At 75.1% G+C, this 24,390-nt stretch carries 19 protein-coding genes; 3 read left to right on the top strand and 16 right to left on the bottom strand.

The genetic code is table 11. The features are described from left to right. Positions 1–248 precede the first annotated feature (248 nt). The 6 genes from TBIS_RS03745 to TBIS_RS03720 all read right to left on the bottom strand — a co-directional run bounded on the left by TBIS_RS03745 (position 249) and on the right by TBIS_RS03720 (position 9,182). Complete coding sequence (locus tag TBIS_RS03745; RefSeq protein ID WP_013131005.1) at positions 249–2,012, bottom strand: substrate-binding and VWA domain-containing protein; 1,764 nt, start codon at positions 2,010–2,012, stop codon at positions 249–251. Positions 2,013–2,144: 132 nt separating this feature from the next. Then, positions 2,145–4,790 carry a bifunctional FO biosynthesis protein CofGH gene (locus TBIS_RS03740; protein WP_013131004.1) on the bottom strand — a complete coding sequence of 882 codons (2,646 nt, stop codon included), beginning with the start codon at positions 4,788–4,790 and terminating at the stop codon, positions 2,145–2,147. Between the two features lie 282 nt (positions 4,791–5,072). After that, entirely contained in the window at positions 5,073–6,047 is a 975-nt protein-coding gene (locus TBIS_RS03735; protein WP_013131003.1) for a DNA-3-methyladenine glycosylase family protein, read from the bottom strand. Between the two features lie 39 nt (positions 6,048–6,086). Continuing rightward, on the bottom strand, positions 6,087–7,196 hold the full coding sequence (manB, locus tag TBIS_RS03730) for a mannose-1-phosphate guanylyltransferase (protein WP_280938083.1): 1,110 nt from the start codon (positions 7,194–7,196) through the stop codon (positions 6,087–6,089). A gap of 160 nt (positions 7,197–7,356) precedes the next feature. Next, on the bottom strand, positions 7,357–8,334 hold the full coding sequence (locus tag TBIS_RS03725; RefSeq protein WP_013131001.1) for a lysylphosphatidylglycerol synthase domain-containing protein: 978 nt from the start codon (positions 8,332–8,334) through the stop codon (positions 7,357–7,359). Further along, positions 8,331–9,182 (bottom strand): class I SAM-dependent methyltransferase, encoded by an 852-nt coding sequence (locus tag TBIS_RS03720; RefSeq protein ID WP_148231444.1) that lies wholly within the window; start codon positions 9,180–9,182, stop codon positions 8,331–8,333. Before TBIS_RS03720 ends, TBIS_RS03725 begins: the two co-directional genes overlap by 4 nt. A 265-nt stretch (positions 9,183–9,447) precedes the next feature. Here TBIS_RS03720 and TBIS_RS03715 point away from each other — a divergent pair, with 265 nt between their 5' ends. Then, entirely contained in the window at positions 9,448–10,446 is a 999-nt protein-coding gene (locus TBIS_RS03715) for a lysylphosphatidylglycerol synthase domain-containing protein (protein ID WP_241019858.1), read from the top strand. 72 nt (positions 10,447–10,518) lie between these two features. Here the strand turns inward: TBIS_RS03715 and TBIS_RS03710 are convergent, their stop codons facing one another. The 5 genes from TBIS_RS03710 to TBIS_RS03690 form a co-directional block, all read right to left on the bottom strand. Then, positions 10,519–11,361, bottom strand: coding sequence for a methyltransferase domain-containing protein (locus tag TBIS_RS03710; protein WP_273371615.1), 843 nt, complete (start codon positions 11,359–11,361; stop codon positions 10,519–10,521). A 348-nt stretch (positions 11,362–11,709) separates the two neighbouring features. Next, positions 11,710–13,470, bottom strand: coding sequence for a thiol reductant ABC exporter subunit CydC (gene cydC, locus TBIS_RS03705; protein WP_013130997.1), 1,761 nt, complete (start codon positions 13,468–13,470; stop codon positions 11,710–11,712). Continuing rightward, complete coding sequence (cydD, locus tag TBIS_RS03700) at positions 13,467–15,251, bottom strand: thiol reductant ABC exporter subunit CydD (protein ID WP_013130996.1); 1,785 nt, start codon at positions 15,249–15,251, stop codon at positions 13,467–13,469. The genes cydC and cydD overlap by 4 nt, the downstream gene beginning before the upstream one ends. A gap of 23 nt (positions 15,252–15,274) precedes the next feature. Beyond that, positions 15,275–16,039: a cytochrome d ubiquinol oxidase subunit II gene (locus TBIS_RS03695; RefSeq protein WP_013130995.1), complete on the bottom strand. Its 765-nt coding sequence runs from the start codon at positions 16,037–16,039 to the stop codon at positions 15,275–15,277. An 11-nt stretch (positions 16,040–16,050) separates the two neighbouring features. Next, positions 16,051–17,220 carry a cytochrome ubiquinol oxidase subunit I gene (locus TBIS_RS03690; protein WP_013130994.1) on the bottom strand — a complete coding sequence of 390 codons (1,170 nt, stop codon included), beginning with the start codon at positions 17,218–17,220 and terminating at the stop codon, positions 16,051–16,053. Between the two features lie 93 nt (positions 17,221–17,313). Here TBIS_RS03690 and TBIS_RS03685 point away from each other — a divergent pair, with 93 nt between their 5' ends. Then, positions 17,314–17,649, top strand: a complete 336-nt coding sequence (locus TBIS_RS03685) for a PadR family transcriptional regulator (protein WP_013130993.1) — start codon at positions 17,314–17,316, stop codon at positions 17,647–17,649. Here the strand turns inward: TBIS_RS03685 and TBIS_RS03680 are convergent. From TBIS_RS03680 to TBIS_RS03660, 5 genes are all read right to left on the bottom strand, one after another. After that, positions 17,606–17,986: a hypothetical protein gene (locus tag TBIS_RS03680; protein WP_013130992.1), complete on the bottom strand. Its 381-nt coding sequence runs from the start codon at positions 17,984–17,986 to the stop codon at positions 17,606–17,608. The two genes, TBIS_RS03685 and TBIS_RS03680, sit on opposite strands and share 44 nt — an antisense overlap. Continuing rightward, on the bottom strand, positions 17,983–18,276 hold the full coding sequence (locus TBIS_RS03675) for a permease prefix domain 1-containing protein (RefSeq protein ID WP_013130991.1): 294 nt from the start codon (positions 18,274–18,276) through the stop codon (positions 17,983–17,985). Before TBIS_RS03675 ends, TBIS_RS03680 begins: the two co-directional genes overlap by 4 nt. 180 nt (positions 18,277–18,456) lie before the next feature. Further along, positions 18,457–19,533: a glycosyltransferase family 4 protein gene (locus TBIS_RS03670; protein ID WP_013130990.1), complete on the bottom strand. Its 1,077-nt coding sequence runs from the start codon at positions 19,531–19,533 to the stop codon at positions 18,457–18,459. Positions 19,534–19,549: 16 nt separating this feature from the next. After that, positions 19,550–20,446 (bottom strand): glycosyltransferase family 2 protein, encoded by an 897-nt coding sequence (locus TBIS_RS03665; RefSeq protein ID WP_013130989.1) that lies wholly within the window; start codon positions 20,444–20,446, stop codon positions 19,550–19,552. A gap of 166 nt (positions 20,447–20,612) precedes the next feature. Continuing rightward, entirely contained in the window at positions 20,613–22,703 is a 2,091-nt protein-coding gene (locus tag TBIS_RS03660; RefSeq protein ID WP_242384305.1) for a hypothetical protein, read from the bottom strand. A gap of 173 nt (positions 22,704–22,876) precedes the next feature. Between TBIS_RS03660 and TBIS_RS03655 the strand changes: the two genes are divergently transcribed. Continuing rightward, on the top strand, positions 22,877–24,334 hold the full coding sequence (locus tag TBIS_RS03655; RefSeq protein WP_013130987.1) for a phospholipid carrier-dependent glycosyltransferase: 1,458 nt from the start codon (positions 22,877–22,879) through the stop codon (positions 24,332–24,334). The last annotated feature ends 56 nt before the right edge of the window (positions 24,335–24,390 follow it).

Below are 24,390 nucleotides of genomic sequence, written 5' to 3'. Positions count from 1 at the left end.
GGGTTCCGCGGGGCCTCTGGGACCGCGCTGCCGGGACGCGGCCTGGCATGGGACGCATGGGCTCCGCGGCGGGCCGGGCGCGGGGCCGTCCGGCCACCGGAGGCCGGTGGGCGACGCGCCGGGCACACCGCCCGGACACGGCCGGCGGCGAGCGGACCGCCGCAACGCGGGCCGGTCACCGGCGGGCGATCGCCCAGCGGCCCGGGCCCGCCACGGCATGGCGGCCGCCGGGCACACCGGCCGTCCGGTCACTGCCGGGGGCAGGTCGGGTGGCAGAGCCGCCTGGCGATGGCGGAGAGGAAGACGTCTATGATCTCGCCCGGCTGCCGGGCCACGTAGACCTCGCCGTTCGTGATCGCGGCGGCCTCCTCCAGCGCCGCCCGATCGCGCCCCGCGCCGAACATCACCACGACGATCTGCACCGGCCGGTCGGGGTTCCACTCCTTGCGGAGCGCCTCGGCGAGCTCCTGGCGGGAGATGCCCCTCCCGTCGTCCTGCCCGTAGGTGAGCACGAGCAGGGCGTTGCTCATCATCGGCTCGTACCCCGCGGACAGCGAGCGGAAGCCGGCGAGGATCGTGTCGTAGAGCGAGGCGGACTTGCCGGCGAGCGGCCGGACGCTGTCGGCGACCCGGAGCATCTCGGTCCGGCGGATCTCCTGCCCGTGCGCGGGCTCGCTGATCGAGCCGACGCTGATCAGCTCCCGGTGGTCCTTGCCCTTGGCGATGCCCCGGGCGAACTCCCACAGGCCCATGTGGGTCTCGTTGGGGAACAGCTCCAGGCCGAGCTTGGCCGCCTTGACCGCGACGCCGAGCCGGGTCTGGCCGTCGGGCCCGATCGGCCGGGCGCCCTCCTCGGAGACGTCGGCGAGGACGAGGATGCGGCTCGGCGGGGCGAGCTTGCCCCACGCCTCGAGCGCCTCGTCGATCAGCTGGGGGGTGATCGACGGGAGGACCTTGGGCGCCCGGGTGGGGATCTCGCCGCCGGGTTCGAAGGGCGCCTGCGAGCCGTCGGCCGAGCGGAACCCGGCGCGCCGCAGCAGGTCCTGGACCGGCGCGGAGCGCAGCCACCGGGCGAACAGCTCCGCCCCCTTGGCCTTGGCCGGGTCGTCCGAGGTCACCACGTACGGGTAGTCGAGGTGGATCGTCCCCTCCTTCGGCTGGAGGGCGACGACCGGCTCGGTGACGGGGCCGCGGTTGTGCGCCCAGACGGACTGCTCCGGCACGATCACCACCGGCCGGGACCAGAAGCCGCGCGCGTACACGGCCTCGAGCATGGTCCGGTAGTCCGGCATCGCCCCGGCCTGGGCCATGCGGACGAAGGCGGTGAGCGCCTTGTTCGCCTCGCTCCCCGTGCCCACCAGGTCCCGGGCCGCGGCGACCGTGGCGATCCCGGCCCCCGACACCGAGGGGTCGGGGACGCGCACCACGTCCGGCTCGCTCTCGGTCGGGCGCAGCCTCCCCCGCGCCGTGGCGGGGAAGACCATGTCCCAGCTCATCTCGGTCTTCCCGGCCGCGAACCGCTCCGCGAGCGAGCGCCGGGTGGCGAACACCAGCGGCGAGGTGGCCACCACGGTCTCATCGGCGCCGAGGTTGCGCGCCCCCTGTTTGCGGGCGAGGCGCACCCAGACCGACGAGTCGGTGATCCAGCCGTCCGGCCGCTCGGGGAGGACGCCGACCCGGTCGCCGATGAGCGTGCGGAGCACGGGGGCCGGTGGCTGCTCGACCACCTGGACCTTGACGCACCTGCCGTCCACCCCGGTGTCCGTGGCGTTGAACCGGTCGGCCGCCTCCATCACCGGCGGCGCGATGTCCACCGCCGCGGCGACCCGGACGATGAGCGGGTCGCGCGGCGAGCACGCGCCACCGGTGCCGCGGACGTACAGCACCGCACCTCCGGCGATGACGACCGGGACGGTGAGCGCGGCCACGGCGGCGCGCCGGCTGACTCGCCATCGGAACCGCCTGAGCAGCCGCTCGACGGGTGAGCTGGCGCGGTGACGACCGGAGGGCACCTCGCTGGTCCTCCTCAAGCTCTCGGGGACATGCCCGGCTGATCCTGACCGGTTCCGGGCCTACCGGGATCTTTGAGCCCGCATATTAGAACGCGTTACAACAGCGTGCCAGGTGGCGAATCAGAATGATCTTCAATCGTGGCATGGCGCGCCCGCGCCCGGGCCGGTCACGAGCGGCAGCACGGCGCGCACGCTCCGGCACACGCCGTCACTCCGCCGCGCCGCCTCGATCCGCTCCGGCGGCGGCGTGCCGTACAGCGTGGTGCGCTGCCGGAGCGGGCGGCCGGTCGGCGCGACCAGCTCGGCGAGCTCGCTGATCGTCCGGTAGGACCCGCTCTCCGACCCGGCCATCCGGCTGATCGTCTCCTCCATGAGCGTGCCGCCGAGGTCGTTCACGCCCCCGGCGAGGATGGCGCGGAGCAGGCCGGCGTCGAGCTTGACCCAGGAGACCTGGATGTTGTCGATCGCCCCGTGGAGCATGATCCGGGCGAGCGCGTGCACCGCCCGGTTCTCCCGCGCGGTCGGGCCCGGCCGGGCCAGCCCGGCGAGGTAGATCGGCGTGTTGTGGTGCACGAACGGCAGCGGCACGAACTCGGTGAAGCCGCCGGTCTCCTCCTGGATCGACCGGATCAGCCGGAGGTGCCGCACCCAGTGCCGGTGCGTGTCCACGTGGCCGTACATCATCGTGGCCGTGGTCGGGATGCCCAGCCGGTGCGCGGTCGTGATCACCTCGATCCAGTCGCGGGTGGGGAGCTTGCCCTTCGTGAGCACCCAGCGCACCTCGTCGTCGAGGATCTCCGCCGCCGTGCCGGGGAGCGAGTCCACCCCCGCCTCCCTGGCCGCGAGCAGCCACTCCTCGATCGACATGTTCGCCCGGCTCGCGCCGTTCACCACCTCCATCGGGGAGAACGCGTGGACGTGGATCTCCGGGCAGCGCTCCTTCACCGCCCGGGCCAGGTCGAAGTAGGCGGTGCCGGGCAGGTCGGGGTGGATGCCGCCCTGCATGCACACCTCGGTGGCGCCCGCCTCCCACGCCTCCGCGGCCCGCTCGGCCACCTCCTCCAGTGAGAGCGTGAACGCGTCCAGGTCGGTGCGCCGCTGGGCGAACGCGCAGAACCGGCAGCCGGTGTAGCAGACGTTGGTGAAGTTGATGTTCCGGTTGACCACGTAGGTGATCTCGTCGCCCACCGTGTCCCGGCGCAGCCCGTCGGCGATCCGGCAGAGCTCGTCCAGCCCCGCGTCGTCGGCGCCCCTGCCCTCGGCGTCGCCGGCGAGGTCGAGGAGGGCGAGCGCCTGCTCCTCGGTGAGCCGGGCCGGGTCGCGCTCCGCCTGCCGCAGCGCCGCCCGCACCGTGCCGTCGATCGGCCGCCCCGCCGCGCCCCCGCCTGCCGTACGGCCGGGCAGCCGCTCGCGGAGCGCCTCCCAGTCGCCGTAGACGGTGTCGAAGTCGGCGCGGCGGTCGCTGCGGCGGCCCTCGGTGTCGATCGCGGTGTGCAGGTCGGTCCGGCCCGCGGTGCGCAAGGGGAACCCGCCGTCCGGCTCCTGCCAGGGCCGGCCCACCGGGGCCGCCCCCTCCCTGGCCAGCCCGGTCTCCGGGTCGGCGAGCGCCGCCACGTGCTCGCGCAGCCGCGGATCGAGCCACGGCTCACCGGCGCGCACGTACTCGGGGTAGATGGTGAGGCGCTCCCGGAGCCGGAACCCGGCCGCCGCGGTGCGCTCCGCCAGCTCCTCGATCTGCGGCCAGGGCCGCTCCGGGTTCACGTGGTCGGGGGTGAGCGGGGAGACCCCGCCCCAGTCGTCGATGCCGGCCCGGATCATCAACGCGTACTCGCCGCCGATCAGGTTCGGCGGCGCCTGGATCCGCATCTTCGGGCCGAGGATCAGCCGGGCCACCGCGATCGTGGCGGCGAGGTCGTGCAGGTCCGCGTCGGGCATCCCCCGCATCGCCGTGTCCGGCTTCGCGCGGAAGTTCTGGACGATCACCTCTTGGATGCCGCCGTACTCCCGGGCCACCCGGCGGATCGCGAAGAGCGAGTCGACCCGCTCCTCGATCGTCTCCCCGATGCCGATGAGGATGCCGGTGGTGAACGGCACGCTCAGCCGCCCCGCGTCCTCGAGCACCCGTAGCCGGACCGCCGGGTCCTTGTCCGGCGAGCCGTAGTGGGGCATGCCCTTCTCCTCGAAGAGCCGCCGGGAGGTCGTCTCGAGCATCATGCCCATCGACGGCGCGACCGGCTTGAGGCGCTGCAGGTCGCGCCAGGTGAGCACCCCGGGGTTGAGGTGCGGCAGCAGGCCGGTCTCCTCCAGCACCCGGATGGCCATCGCGCGGACGTAGGAGAGGGTGTCGTCGTAGCCGTGCGCGTCGAGCCACTCCCGGGCCTGCCGCCACCGGGCCTCGGGCCGGTCGCCGAGCGTGAACAGCGCCTCCTTGCACCCCATGGCCGCCCCGCGCCGGGCGATGTCGAGCACCTCGTCCGGGGAGAGGTACGGGCTCGGCAGCTCGTGCGGGGCCGCGGCGAACGTGCAGTAGCCGCAGCGGTCCCGGCACAGCCGGGTCAGGGGGATGAACACCTTCCTGCTGTAGGTGATCACTCCCGGCCGGCCGGCGGCGACGAGGCCGGCGTCGCGCACGCGTGAGGCGTGGCCGAGCAGCGCCTCCAGATCCTCCCCTCGGGCGCGCATCAGGATCGCGGCCTCGGCCGCGTCGAGCGTCTTGCCGTCCCTCGCCCGGGCGAGGGCCCGGCGCATCGCAGTCGGGTTCACGTACTCGTTGCGCACAGACCGCACAGTACGCAACAGCGCCGCATTCCCGGCGAACGGGTCACCGGTATCTCACCGTCGCGCCGCACCGCGCACGGTCCCCGCCCGGGCGCGGGCGAGCCCCGGCCGAGGGCTCCGCTGGGGACTCCCCGGCCCGGGCACGCGGTCCCCGGGGGACGGCCGCGGCCGTGGACGGTCGCGGCGCTCCCGCCGGGCCGCCCTCGCGGCCGTCTCGCGGCGGAGCCCCGGCCGGGCGGGACGGTGCGGCGACCGGCCGGGGACGGCCGGGCCGGAGCCGGGTCAGAAGGACCGGTAGTCGCGGGCGGGCATGCGCGGGCCGCGGGCCGGCGGCCGGACCCCGCTGAGCTCGATCACCCGCACCACGCGGTGCCGGTGCCCGCGGAACGGCTCCAGCAGCTCGAGCATGCCGGCGTCGTCCGTCTTCCGGCCGATCAGCGCCCAGCCGACGATGCCGGGCAGGTGGTAGTCGCCCACGCTCGGCGCGTCGGCGTCCCCGTGGGCGCGCTGGCGCACCTCGGCCGAGGTCCACACCCCGATCCCCGGCAGGGCGCGCAGCAGCCGGTCCGCCTCGGCGGAGGCCGCTCCGGCGCACGCCGTCGCCTCCAGCCGGCCGGCGTGGCGTGCGGCGTTGACGATGGTCCGGGCCCGGACGGCCTCCACCCCCGCCCGGTGCCAGTCCCAGCTCGGGATCTCCCGCCAGACCTCCGGCGGGGGGATCACGGCCATACCGGCGGAGGCGGCCGGGCCGGGGGCCGGCTCGCCGTACCGGGTGACCAGCCACCGCCAGGCCCGCCACGCCTCCCGGCCGACGACCTTCTGCTCGAGCACGGCCGGCACGAGGGACTCGAAGACCCGCTGGGAGCGACCGATCCGCAACCCGGGCAGGCGCGCGGCGAGCCAGGCGACGATCGCGGCATGCCGGGCCGCCGCGGGGCCCGACCGGGCGGCCGCGGCGAGCGTCCCGGCGAACCCGGTCAGATCATCGTCGGCGCCGAGGAGCGACGGCAGGGTCTCGAGCAGCCACTCGGCGCCCGGGCCCCACGCCTGCGCGTGGACCTCGCCCCCGGCCGCGGTGATCCGTAACGTGCCCGGCCCGTCCGGCGTGCGCGAGGTGCGCCACACCGCCCCGTCCGGGGTGCGCCGCCACGTGGGGTCGCCCCGGCCGTGCCGTAACGGGGAGAGGGTGAGCGCGATGTCAACCGGCCGCCCCGGCCGCCACCCGCGTTCCCGCACCGCCGGGCGGGCTGCCCCCATCGGCCTCGCTCCCTCGCTCCCGTCGCTCCCGGGCCGCCGTCAGATGTCGCTGGAGAACCGGACCGCGCACTCCGGCAGCGTGACCCCGGGCCAGACCCGCAGCCCGGAGGTGAGCTCGTTCCCCGAGCCGATCCGGGCGCGGTCGCCCACCACCACGTCCCGGAGGACCGCCCCGGGATCGATGCGGGCGCCGGCGCCGACCACGGAGTCCACCACCACCGCCCCGGAGGCGATCACCGCGTCGTCGGAGACGACGCTGCCCTGGACGCTCGCCCCCGCCTCGACCATGGCCCGGGTGCCGACCACGGTGCCGCCGGTGAGCTTCGCCTCCGGCGACACGGTCGCCCCCTCGAGCACGAGGTACTCCCCGGCCTCGCCCGGGAGCGCGGGAGACTTGAGCTTGCCGAGCACCAGGTCGGCCGAGCCCTGGACGAACGCGGACGGGGTGCCGACGTCCAGCCAGTAGGAGGAGTCGACGTACCCGAGGACGAGCGCGCCATCCTCGATGAGCTTGGGGAAGGTCTCCCGCTCGACCGACACCACCTGCCCGGGCGGGATCGCGGAGTCGATCACCGAGCGGCGGAACACGTAGCAGCCCGCGTTGATCAGGTTCGTCACCGGGTTCGGGGTCTTCTCCAGGAAGGCCGTCACCCGGCCGTCGGGGGTGATGGGGACGCACCCGAACCGGGAGGGGTCCTCGACCTCGGTCAGGTGCAGGGTCACCGCGGCGTCGCGCGAGAGGTGGGCCTCGACCTGTGCGGCGATGTCGTGCCCGGAGAGGATGTCGCCGTTCATCACCAGGACGGGCGCGTCGGGCGGACAGGTGAGCGCCGCCGCGGCGTTGCGGATCGCCCCGCCGGTGCCGAGCGGCTGCTTCTCCGTCATGTAGACGATCTCGAGCCCGAAGCCCGAACCGTCACCGAACGCCTCGGTGAACAGCTCTGCCCGGTACGAGGTCGCGAACACCACGCGGCGCACGCCGTATGATCGCGCCTTGGCAAGCTGGTGGGCGAGGAAGGGAACCCCGGCCGTGGGCAGGAGCGGCTTCGGGGTGGTCAGGGTCAACGGCCGCAGGCGGGTGCCCTGGCCTCCGACGAGAAGGATCGCCTCAAGGCCCGACGACGAAGCACGCAAAGATCTCTCCCGCACAGCGTGAGGGTAGCCCAGCGCGCATCACCTGACACCTGTGACACGAGCCGGTGCTACTTCGGCTTCACCTACATCGGTACCGGGCGGAGGTGACCCCGCGCCGGCGCGGCCGGTCCCCGCGGGGTGGAGGCCCGCGCGCGGTGCCGGCCGTGCGTTAAGCCTACTCACGAGTAGCATCGCTGGACAGGTCCGCTCCGTGACCCGCCCCGGACGCGCCCGTCGCGGTCACCGTACGACGCCCGGCGAGCAGCCGCCAGGACGCCAGACCGGCGAGCGCGGCGCAGACCAGGTCGCCGATCGAGACCACCAGGCGGGAGCAGAGCGCGGCCGCGATCGCCGAGCCCTGGTCGAGCACGGGAGCGAGCGCGGCCACGATCGCCACCTCGCGCACCCCCGCGCCGGCCGGGGCGATGACCACGACCAGGCCCAGGCACCAGGCCAGGGCGAACGCGCCCACGCTGAGCGGCACGGCGGCGGCGCCGGTCGCCCCCAGGCCGTGGACGAGCAGCGCGAGGTGCGCCCCGTACGCCGCCCAACCGGCGAGCGCCCACCCGGCGGCCGCGAGCACCCCCCGGCGGGTGAGCGGGCGTTCCAGCGGTGGCCGGCGCAGCAGCCGCAGCCCCAGGTCGATCACCCGGTTCACCAGCCCCGGGTGGAGCGCGGCGAGGGCGACCGGGACGAGGAGCAGCAGCCAGGCGTACCCCGCCACCGAGTCGCCGGCGAGCGCCGGCAGCGTGACCGCGGCCACCAGCAGCCCGCTCGCCAGGTAGATGGGATAGGTGAGGAAGAAGGCGGCGGCGCTGCGCGCCCGCGGGACGCCGTGGTCGCGCCCCAGCTCCATCTGGGCGATCACCGGCCAGACCGAGCCGGGGATGTACTTGCCGAGCTGCCCCACGAAGAAGACCCGCGCGGCCTCGGCGAAGGTCAGCCGCGACCCGAGGTCGGCGAGGAGCGCCCGCCACAGCAGCATCCCGGCGGCCAGCGCCCCGAGCACGGCCGCGAGCGAGCCGGCGAGCACCGCCCAGGAGAGCCGGGCGAACCCGCCGGCGACCTCCGCCCACTGGCCGGCGATCGCCCACGCGCCGAACCCCAGCGCGGCCGCGAGGAAGAGCACGCGTACGGCACGACGCAGGGTCATGGGGTGGGCACCGGTTCCGGAGGCTGCGGGAGCGGGGAGCCGAGCGGGCGCCGCGGGGTCTTGGTCGCGACCCACAGGTAGGTGGGCACCAGGGGCAGGAGCGCCCGGAGCACCGGGCGCGGCGTGCGCTCCAGGGTCGCCTTCGCGGCCCGCCCCACCGGGCCGGTGAAGAGCTCCTCCCCGGCGAACCGCTCCGGGGTGGCGAGCACGGGGAGCGTGTAATCCCAGACGTGGAACCCGGCGAGCATCCGGCGCAGGCCCCACCGGGTGCGGAACCGCTCGTGATAGTGGTCGGCCCGGCCGAACGCCCGGACGTACCGGTCCGCCGCGGCCGCCGGCAGATAAGAGAGGAAAGGCAGCCGGTAGTGCGGCTCCATGATCCCGAGCCGGTTGCCGAGCCCGAGGTAGAGCACGCCGTCGTCGGCGAGCACCCGGCGCATCTCTCTCACCACCGCGTCCGGGTCGACCACGTGCTCGTAGATGTGGTTGAAGACGAGCACGTCGATCGATCCGTCGGGGAACGGCAGGGCGGCGCCGTCGGCGCAGACGAACCCCACGCGGTGGCCGAACCTCCCGGCCGCCTTCTTCAGCCCGGGCACGTCGATGTCGGCCCCGAACGTACGGCTCGCCCCCGCGGCCGCGAGCTCGTCGGCGATGAACCCCGCCGAGCAGCCGATGTCCCCGACGGTGAGCCCGGCGAGGATCTCGCCGCGGTCGGCTTTCTCCCTGCCCAAGAAGTGCGCGAGCACCGCGATGATCTTCGCGGCCTTGCGGCGGCGTTTGTCCTCGTCGAGCATGGCGGCCTGAAGCTCGGAGTACGCAAGCTGGGCGGTCCGCTTCCTGCTCACCGGTCGATCACCGCCGAGATGCCTGGGTTCCCACTCACGGAGCCCAACAGTACCGGTGCCGCGCCTCCCCGCGGCCCGGTTCGCCCGCGGCCGGGTTCCCCGTGACGCCGGGCCGGGAACGGGCATCCCGTACGCCGGGGGCCGGAGCGAGCGTCCCCTAGGCCGGGGCCGGAACGAGGGTCCGGTATCCCGGGCGCGTTGCGAGGCCGTACCGGATCCGGGAGGACGGTACGGCCCGGCACCGGCCAGGGCCTACGCTGGCCCCGTGCCGCGCTTGCTCACCCGCCTGAGTTCCAGCCGAGTGGTGCGGGCCCTGCTGGTGCTGGCCGCGCTCGGCTTCCTCGGCTACGGCCTGGCCCGGAACCGGTCGGAGACCGTCGCCGCCCTCGCGCAGCTCTCCTGGTGGTCGGTCGCGGTCTCCTTCGCCGCGGTGCTCGCCGGGCTCGGCCTCATGCTGGTCGCCTGGCGGGACATCCTCGCCGGGCTGGGCTCCCCGCTCCCGCTGCCCGTGGCGGCGCGGGTGCTCTTCGTCGGCCAGCTCGGCAAGTACATCCCCGGCACGGTCTGGTCGTTCGCCGCGATGATCGAGCTCGCCCGGGAACACGGCGCCCCGCCCCGGCGGACGTTCGGCGCCACCACCCTGGGCCTCGCCGCCTCGCTCGGCTGCGCCCTGCTCCTCGCCGCCGCGACCCTCTCCCGGCAGATCGCCCGCGAGGGGTGGTGGCTGCTCGCGCTGATCCCGATGATCCTCATCGGCCTCCACCCGCGGGTGCTGACCTGGGGGCTGAACCTCGCGCTGCGCATCCTGCGCAGGGAGGCCCTCGACCGGGTGCTCAGCGGGGCCGACATGGCGAAGGCACTCGCCTGGACCATGCTGGGCTGGCTGGTGTACGGCGTGCACCTGTGGGTGCTCGTGGCCGACATGCGCCCCGGCGGGGTGTCCCTCTACCCGATCGCGGCCGGGGCGTACGCCCTGGCGTGGGCCACCGGCATCCTCACCGTGGTGATCCCCGCGGGCATCGGGGTGCGGGAAGGCGCCATGGTCCTCGCGCTCTCCCCGGTGCTCGGCACGTCGCAGGCGCTGGTCGTCGCCGTGGTCTCCCGGGTGGTCTTCAGCGCGGCCGACGCCGCGTGGGCGGCGATCGGCTTCCTCTGGGCCCGGAGCGTCCCGGCGCCGAAGGCCAGGCCGCGCGAGCCCCTGGGCTCCTCGCACGGCGGAAAGCCCGGCGACGGCACGCCTTCGCCGGGCTCCCCGGTTCCGTGAAGACTTCCAAGAGAGGAAGGAGCGACGAGCGGGATCATACGTGATCTTGCTCGCTAGCCGTGCGGAAACGGGTCACGGGCCGATCACGGCCGTCCACCGGCCCCGCCGCAGGTGGACCACACCGTCGGGGGTGATGCGCACGCGCGAGCCGTACAGCGGCAGGCTCCCCTCCACCAGCCGGCGATGCCGGATCCGATCGAGGAGGTCCCATAGGCGGCGCGGCCCGCCCTGGTGAACGATCGGCGCCTCGTCCCGCATGGCGGTCGCCCGGGCCCAGGAGCCGTCCGGGTGCACCATGAGCGCCGTGCGCCGCCCCTCGTCGTCCTCGTCGTACCAGTGCTCGATCCCCGGTGCGACGACCTCCAGCATCGACTGCAGCTCCCATGCCTCGGCCACCTCCACCACCGGGTACCGGCCGCGGGTGACCTCGTCCCCCTCCCGGTCGTGGATCTCCCTGAACCGGTCGGCCAGCTCATCCGGCGGGTAGTCGTCGCCGTGCCGGGTGCGCATGAACCCGGCGCGGTCCCACATGACCCGCCCGGCGGCGCCGCCATCGGGGGTCTTATCGGCGACGACGATGATCGTGGTATCGGCGATCGTGGTGACCAGGCGCCCGCCCGGCCGCAGCACCTGCAACCAGCTCGGCGGGATGGGCCGTACGGACACCGTCGCCACGATCCGGTCGTACTCCCCCGTCAGCGGCCCCGTGGCGTCCGCCGTGACGATCCGCGGGTGCAGCCCGATCAGGTCGAGCCGCTCGGCGGCGGCCTTCGTCAGGTAGGGATCGACGTCCACACTCGTGACACGGTCATCGCCCAGACGGCGGGCGAGCAGCGCCGCCCCGTATCCGCAACCGGTGCCCACATCGAGCACCTCGACCCCGTCGTGGATCTCGGCGTGACCGAACATCCGCAGGAGCAGGCTCGGCAGCGTGGACGACGACTAGGGATCGCAGTGCCTGGGATCACACGCGGGCGTCTCCGCCGGGGCACAGTCTCCCCCATCCCTCGTCGGCCGGCACTGGCGACGGCCGGGATCACAGAACTTGCCATGCGGTTCGCACCATTCTTCCCTGCGGCGGGTTCCCGGCGACGCCCTGCCGTGTGACGGCGAGCCCATCGGAGAGAACGACCCGGTCACGGCGGCTCGCGCTCGATCACGCTCGGGCGCCGGAGGCTGCGCGCACCTCGGGAGAGCGGATCCCGGCCGGCGCCTCGCACTGGGCCCGCCGGCAGGAACCGGGCGTCTTCCTGCGCACGATGGTCACCGCTCTCGGTGGTGCGCCGCCGCGGCCCGGCCGGACGGCGAGCCGGTCCCGGCGATGATCGGCTGGCCGGCCGGCGGCCGCCACGCTCGCGACTCGGCCTCCCACAGATCGCGGTAGTGCCCGGGCGTCCGGATCAGCTCCTCGTGCCCGCCGCGCTGGATCACCCGGCCCCGGTCGAGCACCACGACCTCGTCGACCTGGTCGAGCCCGGTGAGCCGGTGGGTGACCATGAGCACGGTGCGGCCGCGCGTGGCGTCGAGCACGTCGGCCATGATCGCGCCGGCGGTCGCGTCGTCCAGCGCCTCGCCCGGTTCGTCGAGCAGCAGCACCGGCGGGTCGTACAGCAACGCCCGGGCGAGGGCGAGCCGCTGGAGCTGGCCGCCGGAGACCGTGCGGCCGTCCTCCCCCAGGCCGGCGTCCCAGCCGACGCCCGCGACCCAGCGGTCGAGCCGGGCCCGCCGCACCGCGCGCTCCAGCTCCTCGTCGCCCGCCTCCGGTGCGGCGAGGCGCAGGTTCTCCCGCACGCTCGCGCGGAACACGTACGGGTCCTGGGGCAGCCCGGTCATCACCCGCCGCACGTCCTCGGCGCGCAGCTCCCGGATGTCGCGGCCGTTGACCGTGATGCTCCCCGACTCCGGCTCGATCAGCCGCATGAGCGCGGCCAGCAGCGTGCTCTTGCCCGCGCCGCTCGGGCCCACCAGGGCCACCCGCTTGCCGGGGGTGAGCGTGAGGCTCACCCCGTCGACGGCGGGTGCCCGGCCGGGGTGCCGCACGACCAGGTCGCGCACCTCGACGGTGTACGGCCCGCCGGGGAGGGGCGCCGGCCGGTCGGGTTCGGTGACCGCGCGGGGCAGGCGCCGGATCTCGCGGGTCCGGCGCAGCGCGCCGGTGATCCCGGGCAGCCGCTCGGCGGCCTGGGCGAGCGGGAGGACCGGCTCGAACGCGACGAGGGCGGTGAGCGCGAGCACGGCGGTGGCCACCGTGCCCGCCCCGGCGGCCTGGGCGGTGAGCGTGACCGCGCAGGCGGTGAGGCCCTGGGTGAGCACGCCGCCCGCCTGGGCCGTGGCCAGTGCCCGGGCGCGCCGGCGCTCGAGCGCGTCGACCCGATCTCCGGCGGCGGAGGCGGCGGCGAGGGCGCGCCCGGTGGCCCCGAAGGCCGCGAGGTCGGCCGAGCCGTGCACCAGGTCGGCCACGCGCTCGGCGAGCGCGGCCCGGGCCCGGCCGATCTCCGCGCCCCAGCGGCGGGCGGCCGCGTAGGAGGCGGCCGGCAGCAGGACCCCGGCGACGGTGAGCCCGGCGAGGAGCGCGAGCGCGGCGCGCGGCAGCAGCACCAGCTCGATCACGAGCGCCGCGACGGCGGGGGTGAGCGCGGCGGCCGCCGGGAGCAGGCAGCGGACGAGCAGGTCCTGCACGGCCTCGGTGTCCTCGACCATGCGGGTGAGCAGGTCGGCGCCGCGCCGCTCCGGCGGGCGGGCCGGGGCGAGGGCGTGGTAGAGCCGCTCCCGGGCGGTGGCGAGGGCGCGGAGCGCCACGTCGTGCCCGGCGAGGCGTTCGGCGTACCGGAAGACGCCCTTGCTCGTGGCGAAGGCGCGCACGGCGGCGATCGCGACGCCGAGCGCGGCGAGGGGCGGCTGCTCGGCGGCCCGGGTGATCAGCCAGGCGGCGGTGGCGATGAGCCCGAGCCCGGCGAGCTCGGCGGCCGCGCCGGCGGCGGCCGCGCCCAGCAGGCGGAGGATCACGGACGGCGGGACGGTCACGGGGCGCCTCCGGTGAGCGCGGGCATGGGGCGACGGGGTGTGCGGGCGACGTCGGCGGTGATCCGCCCGCGCTCCAGGCGGATCACCCGGTCGGCGAGCTCGAGCATGGCGGGCCGGTGGGCGACGATGATCGCGGTGCGGTTCCCGATCAGGCGGGCCACCGCCTCGGTCACCGCGGCCTCGCTGCGGACGTCGAGCCGGGCCGTTGGCTCGTCGAGGAGCAGCACCGAGGCGCCGGGGCGGCAGAAGGCCCGCGCGAGCGCGATGCGCTGCCGCTCCCCCGCGGACAGCCCGGCGCCGTGCTCGCCGATGAGGGCCGCGAACCCGCCGGGCAGGGCGTCGATGAACTCGGTGGCGGAGGCGGCGTCGGCCGCCCGCCGTACCTCGGCGAGGTCCGCGTGCGGCGCGCCGAGGCGGATGTTGTCGGCGACCGTGGCGGCGAACAGGTGCGGCCGTTGCGGGACGAACGCGACCCGCTCCCGCCAGGCGTCGAGGTCGACCGCCTCGGCGCCGTCGATCAGCACCCGTCCCCGGTCGGGGGTGATCAGGCCGAGGATGAGGTGGAGCAGGGTGCTCTTGCCCCCGCCGCTCTCCCCGACCAGCGCGACCCGTTCGCCCGCGCGGATCACCAGGGAGACGTCGGCGAGCGCCGGCTCGGCCCGGCCGGGGTAGCGCACGGTGACCCGGTCGAGGCGGATCTCCGGCGGGCCGCCGGGCGCGACCCGGTCGAGCCTCACCTCCGGCGCGCCTCCGGACGGGCCCCGGTCCGCGCGGACGGCGGCGCGCGGCCGTACGGCGGGGCGCGGCGGTGCGGTGTCCCGCGGTTCCGGCCGGGCGGTCCGCTCCCCCGCCGCCTCGTCCAGTACGGCGAACGCGGCCTCGGCGGCGGCGATCCCCTCCATGGCGGCGTGGAACCGGGCGCCGGCCGCCCGGAGCGGCAGGTAGGCCTCGGGGGCGAGCAGCAGGACGAGCAGCCCGGTGGCCAGGTCGAGGGTTCCGCCGAGCAGGCGCAGCCCGATCGGCACGGCCACGAGCGCGAGCGAGAGGGACGCGCACAGCTCGAGCACGAGCGAGGAGAGGAAGGCGACCCGGAGCGCGCGCATGGTGGCGGAGCGGTGCGCCCCGGCCATGCGGCGGATCACCTCGGCCTGGTGGGCGGCCCGGTTGAAGGCGCGCAGGGTGGGCAGGCCGCGCACCACGTCGAGGAAGTGCCCGCCGAGCCGGGAGAGGGTGCGCCACTGCCGTTCGGTCACGGCCTTGGTGTGCGTGCCGACCAGTGCGCCGAAGACGGGGATGAGCGGGAGCGTGACCAGCACGATCACGGCGCTCGCCGGGTCTGCGGCGAGCAGGCGGGCCACCACGGCGAGGGGGACCACGGCGGCCACGGCGGCCGCGGGCAGGTAGCCGGTGAGGTACGGGTCGAGCCCGTCGAGCCCGCGGCCGGCGAGGGTGATGAGCTCGCCGGTGCGGTGGCCGGCGGGCCGGGCCGGTCCGGGGTCGCCGAGCCGGGCGAGGAGCCGGTGCCGGAGCGCGGACTTGACCGCGGTCGCGGTGCGCGCCGCGCAGCCGCCCTGGACGCGGACGAGGAAGGCCCGCAGTGCGGCCACGGCGGCGAGCGCGGCGGCGGCCGTGCCGGGGAACCGGCCGGAGAGCAGGCCGGCGAGGAGTTCGGCCTGGGCGAGCACGAGCAGCCCGGCGGCGGCCGCGGCGCAGAGCGTGCCGGCGAGGTGCCGGCGCACCGCGCGCTCGGCGGTGACGCGGCGGAGCAGGTCGGGGCGCATGGGGTGTCCCGCCACGGCGACCGTCAGAAGAACGACGGCAGCCCGCGGTCGCCCGCGTCCCGGCCGAAGGTGCGCCAGACCCAGAGCTGGGCGGCCGCGAGCACCGGGACGAGCGGGAGCACGACGAGGCTGAGCACGCTGAGCGCCGCCGGGGTGGTGGTCCCGGAGAGCAGCCGAGCCGCCCCGGCGGCGACGACCGCGATCGCGGGGGCCGCGGTGCCGAGCGCGGAGATGGCCAGGCCGCGGCCGGTGCGGGCCGTGCCGGTCAGGCCGGGCGCGCGCCAGCAGAGGAAGGTCCACCCGTGGAAGGCGCAGGCGACCGTGACGGCGGCGGCGAGCGCCAGGCCGAACGGGTGGAGCGGGGGCGCGGTGAAGCCGGTCGCGAGCGCGTAGAGGGCGAGGCCCCAGGTGACGGTGAGGCCGAGCGAGCCGAGGGTGATCATCGCGTCCCAGACGGCGCGCCATCCGGCCCCGTCGAGGCGGCGGCGGAACCACAGCCCGGCGTCCCGGGCGATCCAGGCGATCAGGGCCGCCATGACCAGGGGGTAGAGGCCGGGGATCACCCGGCTCTCCACCTCGGGGTAGACGCCGGCGAGTGTGCCGGCCACGGCGACGAGCCACACCTCGTTGGCGAGCACGAACGGCGCCATGGCGGCGATCATGCGGTCCCGGCGTTCCCAGGTGCGGCCGAGCAGCGGGAGCAGCAGCCCGACGCCGAGGTCGAAGCCTTCGAGCGCGAAGTAGCCGATGAGCAGTACCGCGAAGAGCGCGAACCAGAGCAGTTCCATGGTCGGGTCTCCTAGAGGCTCGGCACCGGGGCGGGTTCGGGGACCTCGGGGCCGGCGCCGAGGGCGAGCCGGGTGGGGCCGCGCCGGATGACGCGGGCGATGAGGAGGTAGTCGATGATCGCGAGCACGCCGACCACGCCGGTGAAGGCGGCCGACGAGGCGATGAGCATCCCGGGGGTGAGCCCGGGGGTGAGGGCGTCGGCCACGCTGAGCTTCTGCCAGATGACCCAGGGCTGGCGGCCGAGCTCGCGGGTGAGCCAGCCGGCGATCGCGGCGATGAAGGGCAGCGGGGTGAGGGCGATGAGGAAGGGGTGGAGCCGGCGCCAGCGGGGCAGCCAGCGCACCAGGGGGAGGAGGACGAACAGGGCGACCAGGATCAGGTTGTCGCCGATCAGCGTCATGACGCCGAGCGCGACCTGCGCCGGCCCTTCGCCGGTGAACTTGCCCTCCTGCACCCCGGCGAACTGTGCGTAGCCGAACCCGGAGGTCATGGTGGTGCCGAGTGCCGCGACGACCACGCCCAGGCGCAGCGACCTGGTGAAGAGCTCCCGCTCCCCCGGGTGGCGCCGCAGCCCGTAGGCGCTTGCCCCGATCATCACGAACGAGCCGGCGACCAGCCCGGCGGCGATGACGTGCGGGAAGGAGAACACCAGGGTCGAGTTGGTGAGCAGCGCGCCGAAGTCGACGAGCTCGAGCCGGTCGCCCTTGTCCACCACGCCGACGGGCTGCTGGAGGAAGGAGTTGGCGAGCATGATCAGGAAGGCGCTCGCGTAGGCGGTGAGGGCGACCAGCCAGATGCAGGCGAGGTGGAGCCCGCGGGGCAGGCGATGCCAGCCGAAGATCCACAGCCCGAGGAAGGTGGACTCCAGGAAGAAGGCGACGAGCGTCTCCATGGCCAGCGGCGCGCCGAACACGTCCCCGGCGTAGTGGATCAGCCCGCTCCAGTTGAGCCCGATCTGGAACTCCATCACCAGGCCGGTGACGATGCCGAGTGCGTAATTGATCACATAGATCTGGCCCCAGAACCGGGTCATCCGCTCGTGCACCGGGTTCCCGGTGCGGACCCAGCGCGTGTTGAGGATCGCGACGAGCGGGGCCAGCCCCAGCGTGAGCACGACGAACAGGAAGTGAAGGCCTGCCGTCAGGGCGAACTGCAGCCGGGCCAGGTCGAGGACGGTCATGCCACGCTCCGTGTCTTCAGTGTGCGTGCCTATATATTGGTAGCCTACATGTAGCCAGGCATGACATCGAAAAGGATCTATAGGCTCGATCACATGAACGCCGACACCCTGCGCGGGCACCTCGACGCCCTGCTGCTCTCCGTGCTGGAGGAGGAGCCGCGCCACGGCTACGCCATCATCGAGGAGCTACGGCGGCGCAGCGGAGGCGCGCTGAACGTGCCGACGGGAACGGTCTATCCCGCACTGCGCCGGCTGGAGCGGATCGGCTACCTGAGCAGCGAGTGGGCGAAGGTGGGCGGCCGAAAGCGCCGTACCTACCGGCTCACCGGCGCGGGACGCGCCCACCTGCTCGACGCACGGTCCGCCTGGCGGGAGTTCACCGCGGTCATCGGCAGCGTGCTGGAGCCCACGCCCTCCGAGGGCGGCTGACCAGCAGGCAGCGCCACGCCACCGCGAGCTGCACGCCCCACACCGCCCAGCTCACCGCGGTGAGCCCGAGAACCGGGACGCCGACGGTGACCACGCCGGCGGTGCCGGCGAGCATCGCGGCGTACAGCGCGACGGTGACCGGGAACGACCCCAGCACGCACAGCCCGAGCGCCCTGGCCGCCGGCCCCGGGCGGAACCGCCCGCTGCGCTGCGCCAGGACGGCGAGGCCGCCCAACACGCCGATGCCGAACTGCATCAGGTCCATCGCGCGGGCCACCGGCCCGAACCACCCGGCCGGCCGGCCCACCACCTCCACCGGATCGAACCGCCAGATCACGTACCAGGCGAGCGCGGGGCGCTGAGGAACAGCAGCGCGCCGAGCCGCTGCCCGGTGGCCGCGGCCAGCTCCTCCTGCAGCCCGGGGGCGATCTCGCCGACCGTCCCGAACTCCGCCACCGCCCGCCGCTCCGCCTCCGGCCGGTCCAGCCCGGCGGCCTGGTACGCCTCGGCGGCGTCGATGAGCCCGTCCCGCACCTCGGCGATCAGATCGCGCTTCGCCCGCCGCGGCCCGTGCAGGGCACGGCTCAGCTCTGCCACGTAGCCGTCGATGGGGTCGTCGATGGGCATGGCCTTCACTGTAAGGACGGCCCCTGGTCTACGCCATCCGGGATCTCCCTGACCCTCCCCCGGGTCCGCCCCGCACGCCCCCGGACCCGGCCGTCCGGGCCGCGAACCCCGTGGTGAGGCGCCTGGCATCCCGCGAACCCCCCCGTGGTTTCCCGGGCGGAGCTCCCCCGTCCCGTACGGCTACCGCCCGGCGAGGAGCGTGTCGAGGTAGGCCGCCCAGTAGGGCTCGGGGTCGACCGGCCGCACCCCGGCGCGCAGCCGCTCGGGCATGCCGGGCTCGTAGAACCGCTTGAGCGCCTCGGCGAGCGACTCCACCGACCCCGGTTCGGCGAGCAGCCCGTCCACCCCGTCGCGCACCGCCGTGGCGAGCGCCCCGGCCCTGGTCGCGATCACGGGCACGCCGTGCTCGTGGCCGAGCCACACGTTCTGGCTCGCGGTGGCCGACCGGTACGGCAGGACGAGCGCGTCCACCTCGGCGAACAGGGACGGCACCTGCTCGGCCGGCACGTACCCGGGCCGCAGCTCCACCCGGTCGGCGATGCCGAGCTCCGCGATCAGCTCCTCGGTCTCCTCCAGCCCGCCCCAGAACTCGCCGGCCACGGTGAGCGACACGTCCGGCACCCGGGCGAGCGCGCGGAGCAGCAGGTCCAGCCCCTTGTACGGCCGGACGATGCCGAAGAACAGCAGCCTGCGGTACGGCTCGCGCGACCGCGGGGCGGCCGCCCCCTTCACGGGCAGGTGCGGGGCGAGCGCGGCCACCCGCACCGGGGTGGTGGTGAGCTCGCGGGCGAGGGCGGCCTGCTGCTCGGAGTGGGCGAGCACCGCGCCGACCCGGCCGAGCAGCGCCCGCATCAGCGGCCGGTCGTACGGCCGGCGTTCATGGGGCAGCACGTTGTGGCAGATCGCGATCGCCGCGTCCCGGCGGCGCAGGCCGTACAGGATGCCCAGGTACGGGGGCACCTGCACCGGGGTGAGCACGGCGAGGACGACCAGGTCGGCGCCGCGCAGCCGCCGCCCGCACCGGATCCACCCGTCCGGGCGCCGCCAGTCGAGCTCGCGCCGCGTGTCCGGGTACGGCTCGCCCTCCGGGGTGTCGATGGTCTGCTGCCCGGGGTAGAGGAACGACGGGTACTGCGCCCGCCACGACTCGATCACCACGTCGTGGCCCCGGGCGCTGAGCCGGTGCGCGAGCTCGGTGGTGTGCTGGGCGCCACCGCCCTTGTACGGGAAGGTCGGCCCGACGATCGCGATCCTCATCCGCGGCCTCGCACGCTCAATCCCCCCGGGAGCGGACGATCAGGTCGGCGAGCAGGGCGAGCGAGCCGATGAGCAGCCCGGACAGGAAGATCACGACGGTGTTGCTCGTGAGGTAGAACCCGTAGCGGACCACGTCGAAGACGCCCTTGACCAGGCCGAGGCCGACCAGCGCGAGCGCGGGCGGCATGAGCACCTTGAGCGGATTGAAGTACATGATCATCCGCAGGACCTGGAGGATGTACCGGTAGGCGTCCGAGACGAAGTTGAACTTCGACTTCCCCGCCCGCTTGGAGTACTCGATCGGCAGGTAGTACACGCCGTGCTGGTTCGACAGGAAGGCCAGCGTGATCGTGGTCACGCAGGAGAACCCGGGCGGGAGCAGCCGCAGGTACGGCCGCGCCACCGAGGCCCGGAACGCCCGCAGCCCGGAGTTGAGGTCGGGGATCTTCTCCCCGGCGAGGATCTCGGCGAGCTTGCGGATGAACCACTTCGCCGGGACGCGCAGCAGCTTGTGCGAGCCCTGCTCCGAGGTGCGCGCCCCCACCACCTGGTCGATCGACGGGTCCTTCTCGAGGATCTCGACCAGCTCGGGGATGCGCTCGTTCGGGTACGACATGTCGGCGTCGGTCCACACGACGATCTCGCCGCGCGCCTCCTGGGTGCCGATCCGCCGCGCCGTCCCCGAGCCGCCGTTGCGGTGGAACGCCCTGATCCGCATGTGCGGGAAGCGCGGGGCCGCCTCGCGCAGCCGGGTGAGCGTCTCGTCGGTGGACGCGTCGTCCACCGCGATCAGCTCGTAGGTGTAGCCGCTCGCGTCCATGGCGGCGCAGATGCGCTCGACCTCTTTGACGACGTGGTCCTGCTCGTTGTAGCAGGGCAGGACGATCGTCACGTAAGGCTTCTCTTCCGGCATCTCCCCGCGTACGGATGAGTCAGGCGTGGTCACGTCCGGCTAGCGTACTCTGCCCGGCCGCGTCCCACGGATTCTCCGGCGGACCTGGGCGGCCCCGCCGGGGCGCCGCGCGGCCCGCACCGCCGCCCGCTCGTGCCGCAGCCCTCCGGCAGCGTGGGACCCGGCGTCATCGGGGCACGGTGAGCCACACCTCGAAGACGAGCGACCAGGTGCCGTCCGGCGGGCCGGTGAGGGACCGCTCGTCCTGGCGGGTGTGCAGCCGCAGCGCCCGGACCGGCGGGCCGTACCGGGCGAGCTGGCCGGGCTCGGCGGCGAGCAGCACCGGGACCCGGCCGAGGCGGCGCACCTTGCCCACCAGCCGGGTCACGTGGGCCGGGGAGGCGACGTCCGTGCCCGCCGGGGTGGCGACCCGGGCGACGGGCACCCCGCACTGCCCGCGCACGAGCTGGGTGAACCGGTCGCCGGTCACCCGTTCGATGATCAGCACCGCCGCGTCGCGCGGCAGCGCCGCGCAGAGCCCGGCGGTCGCGGCCGCCTCACCCCGCCCGACCGGGGTGAAGGCCGTCCCGATCGAGGTGATCGCGGCCGGCGCGATCAGCAGCACGATGCCGAGCCCGGTGACCGCGCGGGCCGGCCGGCCGGACCGCCGGGCGGCCTCCCGGAGCCGGCGCAGCCCCCAGACGGCGAGCAGGATCAGCCCGGGGATGACGATCGGGACGAGCCGGCGCGACGCCCACGGGTGGTCGGGGGTGATCGCCGGCCGCCAGAGCGTGGTGACCGTGGTCCAGCAGATGATCAGCCACGGGAGCAGCCAGCGGAACTCCCGCCCGCGCAGGAGACGCCCGGCGAGCACGGCCGCGGCGAACACGGCGAGCGCGACGGCGGGCACGCCGAGGTACCAGAACACCCAGTGGAGCGAACGCTCGTAGTAGAGCCGGGTGGGGTCGGGATCCAGCCCGTTGACCCGCTGGGCCGCCTCGATGAAGGCCGCGGTGAGCCGGTCCGCCTCGTTCTCCGGGGTGCGGCGCACGGTGTGCAGCCACGGCCGTACCGCCAGCCCGGCGGCGACCGCCACGGTGAGCGCGGCGGCCGGCCCGGGCAGCCGGCCGGCGATCCGGCGCACGGTCCGGGAGCCGCCGCAGCGGGCCACCAGCCACGGCGCGAGAGCCGTGCCCACGGCGGTGACCGCGAGCACGCCGGCCGCGATGGCGAGCAGCGGGGTGAGCGAGTCGGACAGGTAGCCCAGGTACGGCCGGGAGAGCAGGTGGCCGGCGGCGAACCCCCAGCCGGTCCCGGCGGCGAGCCCGGCGAGCAGGGGCGGCCCGAGCCGGGCCACCGCGGGGAGGAGCGGGTGGGCCGCGCCGCCGGTCCGGGCGATCCGGCCCAGCGCGATGAGCAGCCCGGCGAAGGGGAGCACCGGGAGCACGTCCCGCAGGCCGTCGATCCGGACCAGCAGGGCGAGCCCGAAGGCGAGTCCGGAGAGCGCGGCGAGCGCGCGGGCGCCCACCCCGGGCGCCGGGTGGGCCGGGCCGGCGTCCGCGCGCCGATCGGCGGCGCCGGGCGGGCGCACCCCCGCCGCGGCGAGGGCGTCCGCGCACAGGCTCATCGCGCCGAAGAGCAGGATGAGCGACGGGATCTCGCTGAACGTGGTCCGGGAGGTGTACAGCAGCGGGAGGCTGACCGCGAGGGTCAGCGCGGCCGGCGCCGCCCACCGGGGCCCGGCGAGGCGGGCGACGGTGCCGGCGAAGGTGAGCACGGCGAGCGCGCCGAGCACCGGGGGGACGAGCAGCAGCCCGGGGATACCCGCGATCCAGTGGCCGATCGCGTAGATCATCGGCGGGCCGGGCATGAACTGCGGGACGACCCCCTCGGCGGTGGCGTAGAAGCCCATGCTGCCGAAGTGCAGGGCGGGGTCCGGGCCGCCGAAGTCCCCCGCCGGGATGGGCAGCGACCCGTGCCGGGCCAGCCAGATGGCGTACTGCGCGTAGGTGGCCGGGTCGCGCCGCACCACGAGCTGCTCGCTGTGGAGGACCCCGTTGAAGACGCCGGAGGCGGCGGCGATGCCGAGCACGGCCGCGGTCCGCCGCGGCGTGGCGCCGGGGATCGGCGGCAGGCGGCGCAGGGCGTACCGGCAGAGCAGCACGGCGAGCCCGCCGCCGAGCACCGCCATGGGCAGCGGGCGGAACCGGCCGAGCAGCAGCAGCGGCAGCCCGGCGAGGAGCCACCCGCTCAGGGCGAGCACGGGCACGGCCGACACCGCGGCGAGCACCCGGCCCGCCGGCGGCCGTCCGGTGGATCTGCGTTCGGTTCGGTTCGTTGGGATGATCTGAGGGTAGCCGCCCCGGCCGGAAGATCGCCGAAGGGTGGGGCCGGCCGTACGGGGAACCGGTAGCGTACTCCGGGGAGCGAGCACGGGACGCAGGGGGGCACGTGTACGTCGCCGAGGAGCGGACGGGGCAGCGGGCGCGGACCGGCACCGCCGCGCGCGCACGGGCGGCCCGCCCGGCGCCGTTACCGGAACGGGTGCGGCGGTGGGCCCACCGGCACCGGTGGTTCCTCGCCGTGGCCGGGCTCGGGGCGGTGCTGCGGGCGGTGACCGTGGCCGGGTACCGGCCGATCCTGTGGTTCCCCGACTCCTACACCTATGTGGTGACCGCGATGCGGCCGCGGCCGGACCTCGTCCGGCCGGCCGGGTACTCGATGTTCCTCCGGCTGCTGGAGCCGCTGCACGACTTCGGCGCGGTGGCGATCGCGCAGCATCTGCTCGGGCTGGCCACCGGGGCGCTGGTCTACGTCACCGTGCTCCGCCTGGGCGGCCGGGCCTGGCTGGGGGCGCTCGCCGCGGCCCCGGTGCTGCTCGACGCCTACCAGATCGAGCTGGAGCACCTGCTCGTCTCCGACACCCTGTTCATGTTCCTCGTCGCGAGCGCGGTCTGCCTGGCGGTGTGGCGGCCGCCGGGCCAGGGCGGCGCGGTGGCGATCGGCCTGCTGATCGCCGCGGCGGCGCTGACGAGGACGGTCGGGCTCGCGCTCGTCGCGGTCCTCGCCTTCTTCGTGTTCCGGTACGGCTCCCGCGCGGTCCGGCGCACCCGGCTCCTCGGGGCGTTCGCGCTCGCCGCGCTGGTGCCGATCGTGGCCTACGGCGGCTGGTTCTACGCGACCCACCACCGGATCGGCATCGTCGGGTCGAACGGGGTCTTCCTCTACGCGCGGACCATGTCGTTCGCGGACTGCTCGATCATGAAGCCGCCGGCGGACCTCGCCGTGCTGTGCGACCGCCGGCCGCCCGAGGAGCGGCCGCCCTCGCAGGAGTACATCTGGAACCCGGAGTCGCCGCTGGTCAAGCTGCCCGGGATCACCTTCCTCCGGGAGACCGACGCGCTCGCCGGGCGGTTCGCGGTGCTGGCGATCCGGAGCCAGCCGGGGGACTACCTCCGGTCGACCCTGACCGAGCTGAGCCGTACGTTCACCTGGGGCCGGCCGGTCTACCCCGACGCGGAGATCTACGGCTACTACGAGTTCCCGGAGACCACCCCGCCCCCGCCGGGCCGGTACCCGGCCGTGGTCGGCAAGCGCTTCGCGGAGCGGTACGAGCGGGGTCCGATCACCGTGCGGATCGTGGAGCCGTACGCCGGGGTGATGCGGGCCTACCAGGACCTGGTCAGGCTGCCCGGGGCGGTGCTGCTCGGCGTGCTCCTGGTGCCCCCGGTGCTCGCGGTGGCGGGCCGGGCGAGGTCCGCGCGGTGGGGGCTGCCGTGGGCGTCGGCCTGGGCGCTGCTCATCGCACCGGCCGCGACGGCGGAGTTCGACTACCGGTATGTGCTGCCGGCCGTGCCGCTGGCCTGCCTCGCCGCCGCCCTGGCCGCGATACATCGTCCCAAGGCATAGCTCATCTAGCTATTGGCCATTTATGGCGATAATACAGGCTTAAGGTCACATTGGGT

The organism is Thermobispora bispora DSM 43833 (assembly GCF_000092645.1).
GTDB lineage: Bacteria > Actinomycetota > Actinomycetes > Streptosporangiales > Streptosporangiaceae > Thermobispora > Thermobispora bispora.
Note: the sequence above shows the minus strand (reverse complement) of the source record. Positions and strands in the feature narration are given on the sequence as shown.